Raw genomic sequence first — 14,807 nt, 5'->3', positions numbered from 1 at the left:
AGCGTTGTGTCACATGTCCGACATCGTCGAGAATCCGACAACGAGCGCACCCCGCAATCACCGGGTCAGCCTCCGGCCCGATCGGTAACACCGTGCAGCACCAAGCAGTGAAGCTCACAATGTGTCGGCCGAATTGAGAAACTGACCGGGTCAAATCCTCACTTCGCTTGACACACAATGAACGTGGTTGGCCCCCAACATCTTCGCTCCGGAACGCGTCCCGCACACGGATTTCAATGGCAGACAGCACGAGGCCATGGAGGGCGTGAGCGACCAAGACCGGCCGCGCCTGTGGATTTAGCGCCGGCGGAAAGAATGGGGCATCCGAGGAAAAGCGATGCCACACGGCGTTGGTGCACGGATCGTTTATTGGTGTGGGTTTAGGCAAGCGGTCACCGCAATAGCCTTTGTAGCGTAGCCATGCCTTTCAAACACAATACCAGCCGCCGCCATCATATCGAGAAGATGAAGTTTCGGGGTGACGAACTGGCCAGAATATGAGGCAGGACTTCGTCATCGCGGCAGTTTGACCCTGTGGGTGACGCCGGAAGCCCTGTCCAGGTGGCAAGCGCCAAGACGCAAGACACGTGGCGGCCAGCACCGCTATTCTGATCTGGCGATCGAGACCACCTTGACGCTGGGCCTTGTGTTTGGCCTGCGGCTTCGCCAGGCAGAAGGCTGCTGGAATCGGTGCTGCAACTGATGGGGCTGGCGCTCGCTGTCCCCGATCATACCACCCTGAGCCGTCGGGCGCGGACATGGCAATCGCCCAACAAACGGCATGATCGCCGGGTTGCGCCGGAGGGACCAGTGCATGTTCTTGTCGACAGCACCGGCCTGCAGGTCTACGGCGCGGGTCAGTGGCTGGAGGAGAAGCACGGCGCCAGATCCCGTCGCAGTTGGCGCAAGCTGCATCTGGCACTGGATGCCGACAGCGGCGAGATCATTGCCCATACCCTGACTGATCAGGACACTGGCGATGTCTCTCAAGTTGAGCCACTACTCGACCAGATTGGCGGTCCGATCGGACAGTTTACTGTTGACGGCGCCTATGACGGAAAACCGACTTACGACGCAGTCATCGATCATAGCGCTGCCGCCGCAATCGTCATTCCGCCTCGCGTCAACGCGGTCGAACCATTCGACGATAGACTGCCGGCCAAAGGGACCAGCATATCGCCGCAATCGGCAGAGACGGCCGGATGAAATGGCAGGTCTCCAACGGTTATAACAAACGCTCGCTGGTCGAGACCGCCATAGGGCGATACAAGTCCACCATCGGGCGGCGTTTGCGGGCACGGTCGCTTCCCGTTCAGCAGACCGAAGTCGCCATCGGCTGCGCCGTCCTCAACCCATGCTTGCCTGCGCACGCCCGAAATCCGCCCCCCGCAAGGCGGCCACGGCATAGCCTGCCGCTTCAAAGATCGACATCCGCTCAAGTCCGGACCCATGCACCAACGCCCAAGCGATCGAGAACCTGCATCTCGAAGGAGCGCGGGAAAACCAAAAAAATCAGGCTGTGTGACGCCATTTCGAATTGCTGGACACGGATAGTCAGCATTTGGCGGCTCATGCAGATTTGGCTAAAGATGGAGAAAAGATGGGCGCGAATCAGAGGATCGAATCGATGAAGAATGCGAGTAAGGCTAGGAAGCCATCGAAAGCGAAAGCGCCCAACCAAAAGAGTAAGGGGCAGGGCAATCCCATTTTGGTCATGTTGAACAATATGGATGAAGACTTGGTCGCCGTGCTGCGGCAGACCGTGCAGAAAGAGATGGGTTTTGGTTCCGAAATGTTTGATCCGGAGGATCCTATCGATCTATTCGCTGAATATCTGGAAAGCTGCGCGCTGGGTAAGGCCGATGAAGATGTGCAAGCCGCTCTCTTGACTGATTTGGTTGTTGAGCTAGGCGGCCTTAAAGTAGACTCCAATGGAGGTGACCGGGAAGCTCGCGAAAAAATCCAAGCCATCTATGATCTATTGGACAATGCAATTGAAGGTCATTCGCTGCATCCAATTGATATGATGATGACCGGGAAGATTTTTACTGATGCCGGGTGGGCTGTTCCCGATAGTTTGAGACAGGCTATGGCTGAGGCGCTACGAACTGCCCCGCCGGATACGCAAGGTGTTGCCGGAAATGCTATCGTTTCATCGCTGTTGGAAGTAGCCGATCAGGTAGGACAAAATCCGTTCGATGTCTATGAAAGTGTGAATTCCCTTTTGGCCGGCTTTCCGCCGGAGGCTAGCGTCATGCTGCTGGTTGAACTCGTCGCTGGCAAGAAGGCGGTGATTGATCAGGCCGTCGCTGGATTCGTGTTGCATCCTGATGCTGTTCTCGCGCAGTCAGTGGCTGAAACTTTGGCCGTATCCGCTACGCAAACCCCCGTTGAGAGTTCGATGATCGAACGGCTTGTCCGCATGCGGCCTTGGCTGCCGCAGACCCGACAGGCCCATCTCGACGCAACCATACGGGCCATGCGGTTGAACGCCTTACCGCCGGCGAAAACGGAGTCGCCAAAGGTCATCAAGTGTTATGTCTCGGTCTGCGATGGTTCGGGCACGAGAGGTCTCTTCGTCACACAAAGGGTCGGCGCTCACTACCAACTTGCAAGCGTCATGATGAAGTATTCAGGGGTTGCCGAAGCTATGGTTATTCCGGAACTGTCAAAATCCGAGATGGACGATATGGTTCGTCAAATGAAATCCTCCATGCCGGTGTCGGAAACAGATTTAGCTGGCATTGCTCGGATGTTGGGACTGGCGATTGCCGACAATTTCGCCTCTGGAAATCTGCCGCCGTTCAAATTGGTCGAGGTGGTGGAGAGTCTCGGCCTTGGTCCGGTTCATCCCGATCATGCTTCGCCAATGGAAATCATTACGGGCCTCCTGGCTGATCTGCCACCTGAACAATCAAATCCGACAGCCGTGGCAAGAGCGCACGCCGAGCTACTGGAAAGTGAATTCAAGTATCAATGGTTTGAAGCTGGCGAGGCGTTAGAGGATTTGCTCTATCCTGTCAAAGGTTCCAAACAGCGCGTTGCCAAACTTATGAAGACTTATCTGCCTGAACGACGGCTTTTTTGGGCGCGGCAATGCGCGATTTCGGCGCTTGCGATGCGTGGTAATGAAAAAACGCGTCATTCGCCTTGGAAACAATTGGCTCTCGTCGGGCGCGACATTGCCTCGGACTTGCCGTTTGATCAGATACCCCTGATGAAACAAGTAGCAGAAATCTCCGTGCGAGCTTTTGAAAGGCGGCCGTGACCGGGTGTAATGCGGGACAGCCTTGAGGACCAAGGCAGGGCGTCGGGCGCCACTGGGGCGCGCGTTCGCATAAGAATGGTTTGTATGGAACGGGATCCGAACTATCGATCCCCCGAGGGGAACGTCCGCATCGGTCGAACCCTACCGTTGGGGTGTTGGTCGCAATCGACATTTCCGCGGAAATCAAATCACTTCACCTCTGAAGTGGGCAAGATGGCTCCAGCTCTCTTCCGAGGGAAGCATGAGGATTTGGTGCGCCGGTAGAGGCAGCGGAGCAGGTGGAGCCAAGGGCAGGAACCAAGGGAAATGCGGGACAGCAAAGCACGCGCCGGACACAGGACCGGGAAAGTGTGTCACCTGCGCTAGATCGCATACGGAAAGCTGCAAGGCTGAAGAAGAAGGAGAAGTTCATCGCGCTCTTCCACCATATCAGTCCGGAAGCCCTGAGAATGGCATTCTATGCTCTCAAGCGTGATGCCGCTCCCGGTGTGGATGGAATGACGTGGAGAGCCTATGAGGCAGAGCTTGAAGGTAATATCAATGATCTGCACAACAGGGTTCGAAGGGGAGCGTATCGCGCCCAGCCGTCCAGACGTGTGTATATTCCAAAATCGGACGGACGACAGCGCCCGCTTGCGGTTGCAGCACTTGAGGACAAGATCGTCCAGAGAACTGTAACGGCACTTCTGAATCTGGGGGGTTATGTGAGGTCGCATCCGTCGTCGCGGCCAGCTCGAGCGACCTCACATAAGCCGGATTGAAGTAAGGCGCCGCACGTTGTTTGACGGCGATAGCGAATTCCTCGCGTGCGGCGGTCGCACTACCGAATTTTGGCTTGATCTGGCGATCGTAGCGAGCAGATTGCCGGGCGATTGGCGGCGATTTTTGCGCTCTCAATGCACACTGTCGGTCTTTCGGTGTGACCAGGGCCAAGCGGTGTCGCGCGCAGGCGGGGCGCTTGGTTTTGCGGGCATATCGGAGGGGGTGCGGATTGTCGGAGTTCATGATGTATCGCACCAGAAAGATGACGGCCGGGGAGAGCATTGAGGATGGGGACGCTGTGTTTCTCGCGAAAGCGGCGAATGCAGTCGGCCTGCGTTTCACCGCTGTCCGGTTTTTCGTCCCGCGCCTGTCTCTCAACCCGATAGGGCGTTGTCACGTTGTTTGAAATGTGGCCGCGTGAGGCCGATACCGCGCTTTTCAGGCAGGCCGTGCACTCACGGCTTCCCACGCGGCCATTGCCTGGCGTCGATGGGTTCGAATTTGTGCTGCGGAGCGGTTGGTCTGGGATGGGACGAAGAGATTTCGGACGGCGGAGAAGATCGACACGAAATGCTGCAATGAGCCGACCGACCGGAAACCCTGTCGCGTTCGTTCCCGTTTTCGGAACGGCAGGTGAGAATTCTCCATCCGGTTGTTCAAGCCTTTATGCGAGCGGTGTTCCACGTTCGGCATGAGCTGGCGTTTGGCCGCCCCGTAGGAGCGCAGTTTGTCTGTGATCATACGCTTTGGCGGCAGACCCTGCTTCTTCAGAAGTCGCGTCAGCAGGCGCCTGGCGCTTGGTGTTGCGACGCGTCTGGACAATCTCGTCGAGCACATATCCGTCCTGATCAACCGCTCTCCACAACCAGCACTTCTGACCATTGATGCGCACCGCGACTTCATCCAGGTGCCAGACATCATCTTTCGTCGGCGACTTGGGCGTATGCGGCGCGCATAATCAGGGCCGTGCTTTCGGCACCATCGGCGGATGGTCTCGTAGGAAACGACGATCCCGCGATCGAGCAGCATTTCCTCGACATCGCGCAGGCTCAGATTGAAGCGGAAGTAGAGCCAGACAGCACGGGCCACGATTTCGATCGGATAGCGGTGGTTCTTGTAGGTCGGTGCACTCACGGTCATGGGCGCGCTGCTACCTCAATTTCCTTACCCCTCAATCAATGTGACACCACCTCATCGCGGCCGGTTTGCAGGCGCTGACCTTTGCTTCCGACGAGTCGCGTCCGCCTCTTTGCGGTCACTGCCACGTTATGAAAAGGCATCGCAGCTGGTGGCGATCAACTTTCATATCCATGTGGGGCTCAGGCTCGCCAACGATCACGTGGTGGATGGCGCAACGCTCAACCCGCGAGAGTTCGAATGCCTGAAATGGACGGCGCGCGGCAAGTCGCCTTGGGACGTCAGCCAGATCCTCGGCGTCTCAAAGCGCACCTGACCTTCCATCTGAAAACGCCAAAGCAAAGCTCGGCGTGGGAACGGTCAACCAGGCCGTCGCACGGCTGGCTGCCTCCGGTCAGGCGAGTTCTGATCCCTTCCACCGCGATAGCTGTAAACGTCTACAGGCTGCATCACCAGCGGCTTTGTCCTTCGATGGCGGAAACACACCCCGCACGGAGGCGACCAGATGGTGAATTGGGCTCACGAAGGGCAGCAAAGCGTGAACTTACGCCGAAGCGTCCCGCATCTGGCTGATCGCCAGCAGAAGCTCGCAGATTCTTGGCGGCGGCACTTAGTGCAAGGCCAAGGCTAAGCGTTGCCGCCTCCGATGCGCCACACCGGGATACCGACCTTGCGCGCCTTGTCGGCAAGATTGGCCCGATTCCAGCGGGGGAAGACCGCGACACCAGTCGGCAAGACCTGCGGCGTATCGTCGTTGCGCATGAAACCGTGCGGCGTTGCCGTGCTTTGTCCCGTCCCGCTTGAAGGCATTTGCGCATCTTGCGAAAATCGGCCCAGCGGGCGGCAATGCGCTCGGCGATTTTGGCGACCTTGGTTCTCGAACCAGTCCCGCCGTCGGAGGCGAAGGACGGTCTCCCGGATAGTGAACTTTATTGCGATCGCCGATCCGCTGTACCGCTATGCCTCCAGCTTGCGTTGGTTCCGTTGATATCCATCATGTAGATGGGTTTCCATCAAAACAATCGATTTTACGCAGAATGACCGGAATGAAAAGGGTCGCTCGGGTGGCTCTCTCTATGCGCAAGCATAGAGCCTGAAGGGCCCCGAGACGTCGTGTCGGCTGGTTAATCGCGACCGCCGATGCGGCGCAGTTGCCATGACGAAATAAAATGAGGGATATGTTTGTGCCGACTGTACGCAACAGCATTTTTGCCATTATTTTTTGCTCTGCTAGCATCCTACCGCCGTTAACGGCGTCGGCAGAGACTATCTTCGGAACCCTATCTAAGGCCTATCAGAACAATTCTTCGCTGAATTTGACCCGCGCCGGCACACGCGTCACGGACGAGGGCGTGGCCATCGCCAAGTCGGGCTGGCGTCCGACCATCACCGGCTCCGCGGACATCGAGTATTCCAGCAGCCACCTTAACGGCTCGAACCGGAGCGTGCGCCTAACCCAAGGCAACTTCGGCGTCGAAATCGATCAGACCCTGTTCGACGGTTTTCAGACCAGGAACAATGTCGCGGCTGCCGAAGCGCAGGTCGGCGCTTCGGTCGAGAGCTTACGCAACGCCGAACAAGACACCCTTTTCAACGCGGCTCAGGCCTATATGAACGTAATTCGCGACCGGCAAGTTGCCGTGCTGACGGAGCAGAACCTGCAGTTCCTGACCGAACAGGCGCGTGCTGCGCGTTCGAGCTTCGAGGTTGGGGAAGGCACGCGCACCGACGTCGCGCAGGCCGATGCCCAGCGCGCCAACGCAGTGGCGAAGTTGAGTGCCGTCCGCGCGCGGGCGCTGGCAAGTGCGGCAACCTATCGTCAGATCGTCGGGGACGAGCCGGGGAAGCTCAGGCCGGCGGCGCCGGTGGCAAAATTGCTGCCGTCGAGCCTCGATGAGGCAATCGCGATCACATCAGCCGAGCATCCGGCCATCCTCGCCACCCAGCTTCTGGTTGACGCGGCGGCGTTTTCAGTGAAATCGGCCGAAGGCGCACTGCTGCCCAAGCTTTCCGCAAGCGCCGGCGTCTCGAGCGCTTATCGCAACACCGTGCCCGGCGTGATCACCTCGGGAACGGAAGGCACAACCAATTCGGCCAGCATCGGGGCGACGCTGACCGTCCCCATTTATTCTGGTGGCCGCACTTCAGCACTGGTGCGCCAGTCCAAGGAATCGCTCAGCCAGGCTAGGATCAAGGTCGACGTCAGCCGCGACCAGGTGCGCCAAGCCGTGACCGCGGCATGGACCGCTTATACCGCCGCTCAGCAGAGCGTCGCGGCCAACCGGCAGGCGATCGCAGCCGCGCAGCTTGCCTTGAACGGCGTCGTCGAGGAGCGCAATGTCGGCCAGCGCACTACGCTCGACGTGTTGAACGCCCAGAACGACCTCATCACCGGCAAGATCGATCTTGCCAGCGCCGAGCACGACGTGGTGGTAGCGAGCTATGCCATCCTACAGGCGACCGGGCGTCTGTCGGTCGAGCGCCTTGGCCTGAACGTGACAAAATACAAGCCTGAAGACCATTACAACGCGGTCAAGGACAAGTGGATTGGCCTGCGCACGCCGGACCGCCGCTAGCCGATCAACGCACGCCCTGCGAAAGATCCCTCTTGGCCGGAGTCGAGAACCGCAAAGGCAGCTATCCAAGCCCACTTCGAGCATCATACGTTGTCCAACTTTCCCAGCACTGACAAACTGCGGTGAACGTTGTCAATGCCGGGGCGTGGAGAGATCAGATACGTCCAGATTCGCAGCCCCTAGTCTTAGTCTAGTAAGCACCACTTGCGCCAAACGCGGAAGTTCATTGGTCTCCAACAAAATCTGCTCCTTAAGCGAAGAAAGCACGAGATTCCTCAAATCTTTCTTGAAGGCCTGTGATCAGATCGCGCACGGCGCCGAAACTCGTTCGCTTGAACATCATCCTCAAGGAAGACACGGCGCACAGGCCGCGTCCTAGCGTTGAGATCGCTTCCTCCTTTTCGCGGACGCGTCACAATCGGACGCCACGTCGGCAAGGTTCTTTCGGGATCCGCGCGACTGCGCCCGTATTCTACGAGCGGCCGCGGAGCCGGTTGGGCTCGACCACGATTTTGAACCGCTTGATCTTTCTCCGCTCTCATGCGGCAAGGACATCCTGCTGACACCTGCCGGCGTGCAGCTCGTGCTGCTGAGGGAGGACTGTCGGAGTCTGCAGATCGCCGTTTCCGGTGCCTCCATTCTCCGCCCGTTGCGGCTATATGTCGACGCAATCGTGCCGCCGCGGCACCTGAAGTTCCATGTCGCTGCCCGTAGTTTCTGAATGACATCAATGGTTGCGGCCGCCTGGCAGCTGCTTGCCTTCCGCCGGAACCCCGCAGAGGGCGTCTGCGTATCCTGCTCCAGGCTTTGGATGGTTCGCTGCCGGAGCATCCTAGGAGATCGCCATTGCCCTGTTCGGGAGACGGCGAGTCGAAGAAGATTGGTCTCATCCGGGCAGCCATCTTCGCGATCAGGGTGCGTCGCGCCGTCCAACGTGGCCGCTACCTGATGGGCGGCGGCTACAGACAGTTCCTGGTGTAATTGTGGTGACAGCCTAGTATTTGGCCTATTCCAAAACACGCAGGTATCTGTCCGCATCCGCCCATGACGGGCTTATTGTGCATTGCACAAAACCTGACGCGCGGTTAGTCTTTCCACTGCGGGAATTGGGTTTGGGTAATACGGACGAAGCACTGAGAACCAAGGCTTCGTTGATAGTGCATTCATACCCCGAGGACCCTGATGACCGATACGCACCCCGACAAAGCCGGCGCTGCAAGCCTTGAGGCGATCGCGCGAAACGGCAGCATGCTCCATCGCATCGCTGTGCGTATCCCGACCTATCTCTCGGATTTTCGAGAGAATCCGGCGTGGCTGCCGATGTTCATGCTCGCCCGCACCATGCCGGCACGGAAAATGCACTGGCGTGGTGCAAAGCCTGTTCGAGTGTCGCAGAAAGCCCAGGACACCATGTTTGCTGGCGTCAATCGCCAGGATGTTGTCGACGCTCTGCGGTCGGATGGGCTTTTTTCCGGTCTCGTCTTGCCAACAATGGTCTCTGAAGATGTAGCCGCATTCGCCAGGTGCACACCTTGCTTCGGCAATTTCGACCGCCGCCTCGAATTCATGCCGACGGAGCATGCGGAGGCTGAGGTCCGGTTTGGCCGTCCGTTGCTCAGCGGCCACTATTTCGAGCGCATTCTGGGCTGCAAGGCGGCACTCGCCATCCAGAACGATCCGCTGCTCATGGATATCGCCGCGCACTATCTCGGCGGCCAGGCGAAGTTGATCACCACGCGTGTCTGGTGGAGTTTCCCGACCGGCCAAGCCTCCGACGCCGACAAGAACCTTTCTTCGCTTGGCAAATACCACTTCGACCTCGACGACTGGCGGATGCTGAAGTTCTTCTTCTACCTGATGCCCGTCGACGAGGGCACCGGCCCCCATGTCTATGTCCGAGGCAGTCATAACCGCCGCGCCCTCAAGCACCAGCTTACGCTTCTCGTCGGCCATCCCGCGCAAGAGGTTCTGGATGTCTACGGGGAGCAGAGCCCGGTCACGCTGACCGGGGAGGCCGGTCTCGGTTTCGTCGAGGATCCGTTCGGCTTCCATATGGGCACCGTGCCGGCCCGCAGGCCACGGCTGATGATGGAAGTCGGCTTCGGCGTCTCTCCTCCATCGCGCCGCCGCTTCCATGGCGAGCCTGTGATCCGCTGATTTCGAAAAGTCACGAAAAGAATAGGGCTATGGCGCCATTCCAGTCTGTTCGGCGCAAAAGCGGTTGTCTGCACACCCGTTGGATGTGGCTGGCGCTATGGGTCTCGCCATGGCGCCAGCCAGAGCATGTTCGAATCGAGGTGCGATGGCGCCGATTTCCGCGGACCGGCTCAGCTGCCAAACTTGAATGAATCGATCTCAAACCGGGCGTCGATGCGCGACGACGACCTTAAACCGAGCTCGGAAGGATGGTAACCGGGGCAGATTACCGGGCAGTCAGGCTTGAGCGGCTTGCCTAACGAGATCCGGGAGCGGCGGAATCGACTCTTGTGTTGGTATGCCGAGGCGGTCGCCGAGATAGCGGAAGAATGAGACGTCGAGCTTGATGCAGGTCTTCATCAGGCCGAGCAGGACGTCGCGGGCGTTCTTGCCTGCCTCGCTGACGGTTCCGCCGGAGATCTTGCGCTTGGTGACGAAGGTGCGGATGTCGTTTTCCGAACCATTGGTGTGGAGTGGGATCTCGGGACGATCGAGAACGCGCAGGAGTTCATGCTTGCGGCGATGCAGCCTGGCAAGAAGCCGGTCGAGCATGACGTAGCCGGTTCGTCGTTTGAACAGGCGCTCGAAGCGGGCGCGCAGGGCCGCCGCGTGGCGCGGACAAGGAGCACGCTGGTAGCTCTTGAGGTCGCGATAGAACCACCAGATCAACTGGCGCATGATGTCGACGGCCTGACGTTGATCCGGGGTCACGGGTATCAATTTGTGGACGAGCCGCTCGACGTGGACCCAGCACAGAGCATGGTCGCCGATGCGGAACTGGCCGGCATCATCGGATACGACGACGGTATCGGCGAGAAAGCCGTGGTGGCGGATCGCCCCCCACATCGCCCCTTCGGTGGCGATCCTGACTGGGTTGGGCTCAACCGCGAGCTGGTCAAGGCCGAGCGCTGCCAGATGCGCCTGCCATGCGGCGCTGTCGGCAAATGCCTTGTGCGGCGCAGCCGCCAGCCGCACGATCACCGGACCGGCGAGGTTGCGGTCGCGCATATAGGCCAGGGCCTCTTCATTGATGAAGTAATCGCTGTGCCCGGCACGCAGCGTCGCCAGGAACGCCTCCCGTGACTTCGATCGCCCGGTGCGGAACGCGGTGAAGCGGCGATCGCCGATCTGGGTGGTGTAGCCGTCCTGGTGGGCGTGGCGCGCCGACGTATCATCGACGGTGATCCAGGGCGCCGTAGCCAGCCCGGCGCGCAGCACGTCACGGTCCTCCGCCGCGAAGGCCTCCAGGCACTCCGAAATCAGCCGCACCACCTGGCGCTTCGAAATGTCGACCCCGATCCCGGTCAACAACGTCGTCAACCGCTCCGTCGTCACCTGGCCTTGAATGTGACAGGCCAGAATGAAGCGGCGCAGGTTCGCGCCCCAGCCGCCGATGATCCCCGCCGGCAAGGGCGCCACCATCGTTTCGCCGGTCGGTGTCACCCAGCGCTCGCGGCGATAGCGCACCACCTCGGCCGACAACGCCAGATCGCGCACCAGGATCGTCTCATACCCCTTGAAGCGAGAGCCCGCAGGAGCGCTCACCGCAACCGTCACCTCGCGGCTCACGCGACCGCCGTCGCGCTTGGCGCCGCGCCGGCGGCGCTTGCCCTTGCCAGATGTCGGCTGCGTCGCCTTCTCCATGCCCGATGGCTTGGTCGGCTTGACCGGGGGACGCGGCGGCACGTCCTTCAGCCGGGCGATCTCATCCTTCAGGGTCTGGTTCTCGGCGCGTAGCGCCTGGTTCTCGATCTCAAGGCTCTCGACCCGGCCTTGAAGACCGCGCACTTCGCCGATCAGCGCAGAAACCAGCCCGCGGAGTTCCGCGAGCGACAGGCCTTCAAGCGAATCAGTCGGTGGTAGCGTCACGCAAAGGGTGAATCACGAACGCACGCGCCTGCAAACCCCCACCGCCCGGTAATCTGCCCCGGTTACGGAAGGATGCATGCAACCGGCTCCTCTCGCGCCAAAATATCCGCATCAGGTCTTGCCAACGGCCGATCTCGCGCGCGGCGGCGCGGGGCTAACGCAGGCGTACGGGCGCCTGTAACGATAACCGGATCGGGCGCGGTGCGGGCGTCGGCCGCGTGCTTGCTGGCGCGACCGCTTCGCCGACTTCCGGCAGCGCGTCGTCTTCAAGTCCCACGTCGTCAAGCTGGATGGAAAGGGTCTTCAGAGCGCGCGTCACGCCTCAACGATCTGCCGACGCGAGTGGATTGGAAACCTCATGGAAAGGACTACGTCGGCGGTTGTGTGGGGAGGTGCGTAGCCGGGATGGCCGCGCATGGCCGGCCGACCGATGTGTTGCTTAGTGCCGCAGGTGTGAGCTTGCGTTCGGTCATGAGAGTGTCAGGCGCAACGAGGAGTTTAGATCAGGGCCCGCGTCTTAGTCTATGCCCGCGTCTTGGTCTATCCATAGAGTGGATGGTAGCTATCCTTACAATCAATTGTACCGATATTGCCAAATACTACTACAAGATCCTGAATGAAAGCGGGCCGGGTGGGTGTCGTCTCACGTGGGCTGAAGCTGCCGGGAAGAATGCGGAGACGAACATGTGCGGGATTGTTGGCATTGCTGGGCAACAGCCGGTGTCGGATCGGTTGGTCGACGCGTTGAAGCGTCTGGAATATCGCGGCTATGACTCGGCCGGCGTTGCGACGATCACCGAGGGCGCCTTGCACCGCCGGCGCGCCGAGGGCAAGCTCGTCAATCTCGAGACGAGACTGAAGGAAGAGCCGCTGAGCGGCAACATCGGCATCGGCCACACGCGCTGGGCAACCCATGGGGCACCGACTGAACGCAACGCGCATCCGCACTTTAGCGATGGTGTGGCCGTCGTCCATAACGGCATTATCGAGAATTTCGCCGAGTTGAAGGACGAATTGGCAGCGGCGGGAGCCGAGTTCCAGACCGACACCGACACTGAGGTCGTCGCGCATCTCTTGGCAAGACACCGCCGGGAGGGCATGGGGCGAGGTGAGGCGATGCATGCCATGTTGAAACGCGTCAGGGGCGCCTACGCGCTTGCCATTCTCTTCGAGGATGATCCATCGACCATCATGGCGGCGCGCAATGGACCGCCGCTGGCGATAGGTCACGGCGACGGCGAGATGTTCCTGGGCTCCGATGCGATCGCGCTTGCTCCCTTCACCAATGAAATTACCTATCTCATCGACGGCGACTGGGCCGTAATCGGCAAGACGGGCGCCGATATCTTCGATTTCGACGGCCATCCTGTCGAGCGTCCGCGACAGACCTCCACGGCCGCGGCCGATCTCGCCAACAAGGGCAACCATCGCCACTTCATGGAGAAGGAAATTTACGAGCAGCCCGAGGTCATCGCGCATGCGCTCGGTCACTATATCAACATCATAGAGAATCGCGCCGACATGGTTTCTGGCATCGATTTCGCCAGAATCCCGAGCTTGGCGATCTCTGCCTGCGGCACCGCCTATCTCGCCGGACTGATCGGAAAATACTGGTTCGAGCGCTATGCGCGCCTGCCGGTTGAAATCGACGTTGCGTCCGAATTCCGTTACCGCGAAATCCCGTTGTCGCCGCAGTCGGCGGCTCTTTTCATTTCGCAGTCTGGCGAAACCGCCGATACGCTGGCATCGCTGAGATACTGCAGGGAGCTTGGGCTGAAAATTGGCGCCATCGTCAATGCCCGCGAATCGACCATCGCTCGGGAGGCCGATGCGGTCTTCCCGATCCTTGCCGGACCGGAGATCGGCGTCGCCTCCACCAAGGCTTTCACCTGCCAGCTTGCCGTTCTTGCCGCACTCGCCATCGCCGCCGCCAGGGCCCGCGGAACCGTAACCGAAGACGAGGTGCAGGCGCTCGTCAGGAGCCTCGCCGAAGTGCCGCGCGTCATGGGCCAGGTACTCAACAGCATCCAGCCACAGATCGAGTTCCTCTCGCGTCAACTGTCAAAGTGTCGTGACGTCCTGTATCTTGGCCGCGGCACCAGTTTCCCGCTGGCGATGGAAGGTGCGCTGAAGCTCAAGGAGATTTCGTACATCCACGCCGAAGGCTACGCGGCGGGTGAGTTGAAGCACGGTCCGATCGCATTGATAGACGAGAACATGCCAGTTATCGTTATCGCGCCACATGATCGCTTTTTCGAAAAGACCGTCTCCAACATGCAGGAAGTGGCTGCCCGTGGCGGGCGGATTATCCTCATCACCGATGAGAAAGGGGCAGCCGCATCGAAACTCGACACCATGCATACGATCGTGCTGCCTGCCGTCGACGAGATTATCGCGCCGATAATTTTCTCGCTGCCGATACAGCTTCTTGCCTACCACACGGCGCTCTTCATGGGCACAGATGTCGACCAGCCGCGCAATCTCGCAAAATCGGTCACCGTCGAATGACTGTGACGTTTTTATAGGTGGCGATGCTCGTCCATCCGAAAGCAACAACACGTGTCTAGAACTGAAGCTCGGATGAAATCCAACAATCGCCATCCCTTTTTCGGCAGGTCGGGCAATTGCGCAGGGCAGCCGGATTGAGCTTGCTCAAGCCGACGTCAGCAGAGAAGCCCGCGGCCCTTTCGGCTGTATCCTCGGCCGCCCCATCCTATCAGTCTGCGAATAAGCATCGGCGGCTTAAAAAATTTGGTTAACAGCGCTAATCGATGTGTGATTCAAACATAGCGCGTTTTTCGCTGCATCGGCGGCGGACATTGGTCGAAGGTATCAGCGTCCGCTAGGCTGGGTGGACGGTGCTGGAGGCGGAGGCAGGGGGAGTTCGAGTTGCTGTTCAAGAATGCCATCGGCGAGGATGAGTCGCGTGGGATCGCAGGACGAATGCGGTACAGTTGATCGGGCCATCTCAGGGCAGGCAGGTTCTTGAAACTTGATCA

At 59.7% G+C, this 14,807-nt stretch carries 8 protein-coding genes and 2 pseudogenes; 7 read left to right on the top strand and 3 right to left on the bottom strand.

Annotated elements, in window-relative coordinates; genetic code table 11:
* Positions 1 to 420: 420 nt before the first annotated feature.
* Positions 421 to 1,408 (top strand): annotated as a pseudogene (locus tag AC0V7N_RS36980) (IS5 family transposase).
* Between the two features lie 192 nt (positions 1,409 to 1,600).
* Positions 1,601 to 3,268 (top strand): Y4lR C-terminal helical domain-containing protein, encoded by a 1,668-nt coding sequence (locus AC0V7N_RS36975; protein WP_496628376.1) that lies wholly within the window; start codon positions 1,601 to 1,603, stop codon positions 3,266 to 3,268.
* 1,200 nt (positions 3,269 to 4,468) lie between these two features.
* Here the strand turns inward: AC0V7N_RS36975 and AC0V7N_RS36970 are convergent.
* Positions 4,469 to 5,170, bottom strand: a pseudogene (locus AC0V7N_RS36970) (IS6 family transposase).
* Between the two features lie 148 nt (positions 5,171 to 5,318).
* Between AC0V7N_RS36970 and AC0V7N_RS36965 the strand changes: the two are divergent.
* Entirely contained in the window at positions 5,319 to 5,483 is a 165-nt protein-coding gene (locus tag AC0V7N_RS36965) for a LuxR C-terminal-related transcriptional regulator (RefSeq protein WP_496628375.1), read from the top strand.
* 311 nt (positions 5,484 to 5,794) lie between these two features.
* Here the strand turns inward: AC0V7N_RS36965 and AC0V7N_RS36960 are convergent, their stop codons facing one another.
* Positions 5,795 to 5,977 (bottom strand): hypothetical protein, encoded by a 183-nt coding sequence (locus tag AC0V7N_RS36960; protein ID WP_496628374.1) that lies wholly within the window; start codon positions 5,975 to 5,977, stop codon positions 5,795 to 5,797.
* Positions 5,978 to 6,351: 374 nt separating this feature from the next.
* On the opposite strand from AC0V7N_RS36960, the gene AC0V7N_RS36955 reads away from it, so the two are divergent.
* From AC0V7N_RS36955 to AC0V7N_RS36945, 3 genes are all read left to right on the top strand, one after another.
* On the top strand, positions 6,352 to 7,743 hold the full coding sequence (locus AC0V7N_RS36955; RefSeq protein ID WP_496628373.1) for a TolC family outer membrane protein: 1,392 nt from the start codon (positions 6,352 to 6,354) through the stop codon (positions 7,741 to 7,743).
* An 846-nt stretch (positions 7,744 to 8,589) separates the two neighbouring features.
* A complete protein-coding gene (locus AC0V7N_RS36950; protein WP_258580844.1) occupies positions 8,590 to 8,724 on the top strand; it encodes a DUF2285 domain-containing protein in 135 nt (44 codons plus the stop codon).
* 201 nt (positions 8,725 to 8,925) lie between these two features.
* On the top strand, positions 8,926 to 9,900 hold the full coding sequence (locus AC0V7N_RS36945; protein WP_496628372.1) for a hypothetical protein: 975 nt from the start codon (positions 8,926 to 8,928) through the stop codon (positions 9,898 to 9,900).
* 276 nt (positions 9,901 to 10,176) lie between these two features.
* Here AC0V7N_RS36945 and AC0V7N_RS36940 read toward each other — a convergent pair whose 3' ends face one another.
* Entirely contained in the window at positions 10,177 to 11,808 is a 1,632-nt protein-coding gene (locus AC0V7N_RS36940) for an IS66 family transposase (protein WP_496628371.1), read from the bottom strand.
* Between the two features lie 684 nt (positions 11,809 to 12,492).
* Here AC0V7N_RS36940 and glmS point away from each other — a divergent pair.
* Positions 12,493 to 14,316 (top strand): glutamine--fructose-6-phosphate transaminase (isomerizing), encoded by a 1,824-nt coding sequence (gene glmS, locus AC0V7N_RS36935; RefSeq protein WP_258580842.1) that lies wholly within the window; start codon positions 12,493 to 12,495, stop codon positions 14,314 to 14,316.
* Positions 14,317 to 14,807: the final 491 nt, after the last annotated feature.

Source organism: Mesorhizobium kamtschaticum (assembly GCF_056174585.1).
This window is presented reverse-complemented; position numbering and strand designations above follow the sequence as displayed.

What these genes read in the sequence shown, in the direction of transcription:
- AC0V7N_RS36975 (WP_496628376.1), top strand. Translation starts at nt 1,601, where the DNA reads ATGGGCGCGAATCAGAGGATCGAATCGATGAAGAATGCGAGTAAGGCT.
- AC0V7N_RS36960 (WP_496628374.1), bottom strand. Translation starts at nt 5,977, where the DNA reads ATGCCTTCAAGCGGGACGGGACAAAGCACGGCAACGCCGCACGGTTTC.
- AC0V7N_RS36945 (WP_496628372.1), top strand. Translation starts at nt 8,926, where the DNA reads ATGACCGATACGCACCCCGACAAAGCCGGCGCTGCAAGCCTTGAGGCG.
- glmS (WP_258580842.1), top strand. Translation starts at nt 12,493, where the DNA reads ATGTGCGGGATTGTTGGCATTGCTGGGCAACAGCCGGTGTCGGATCGG.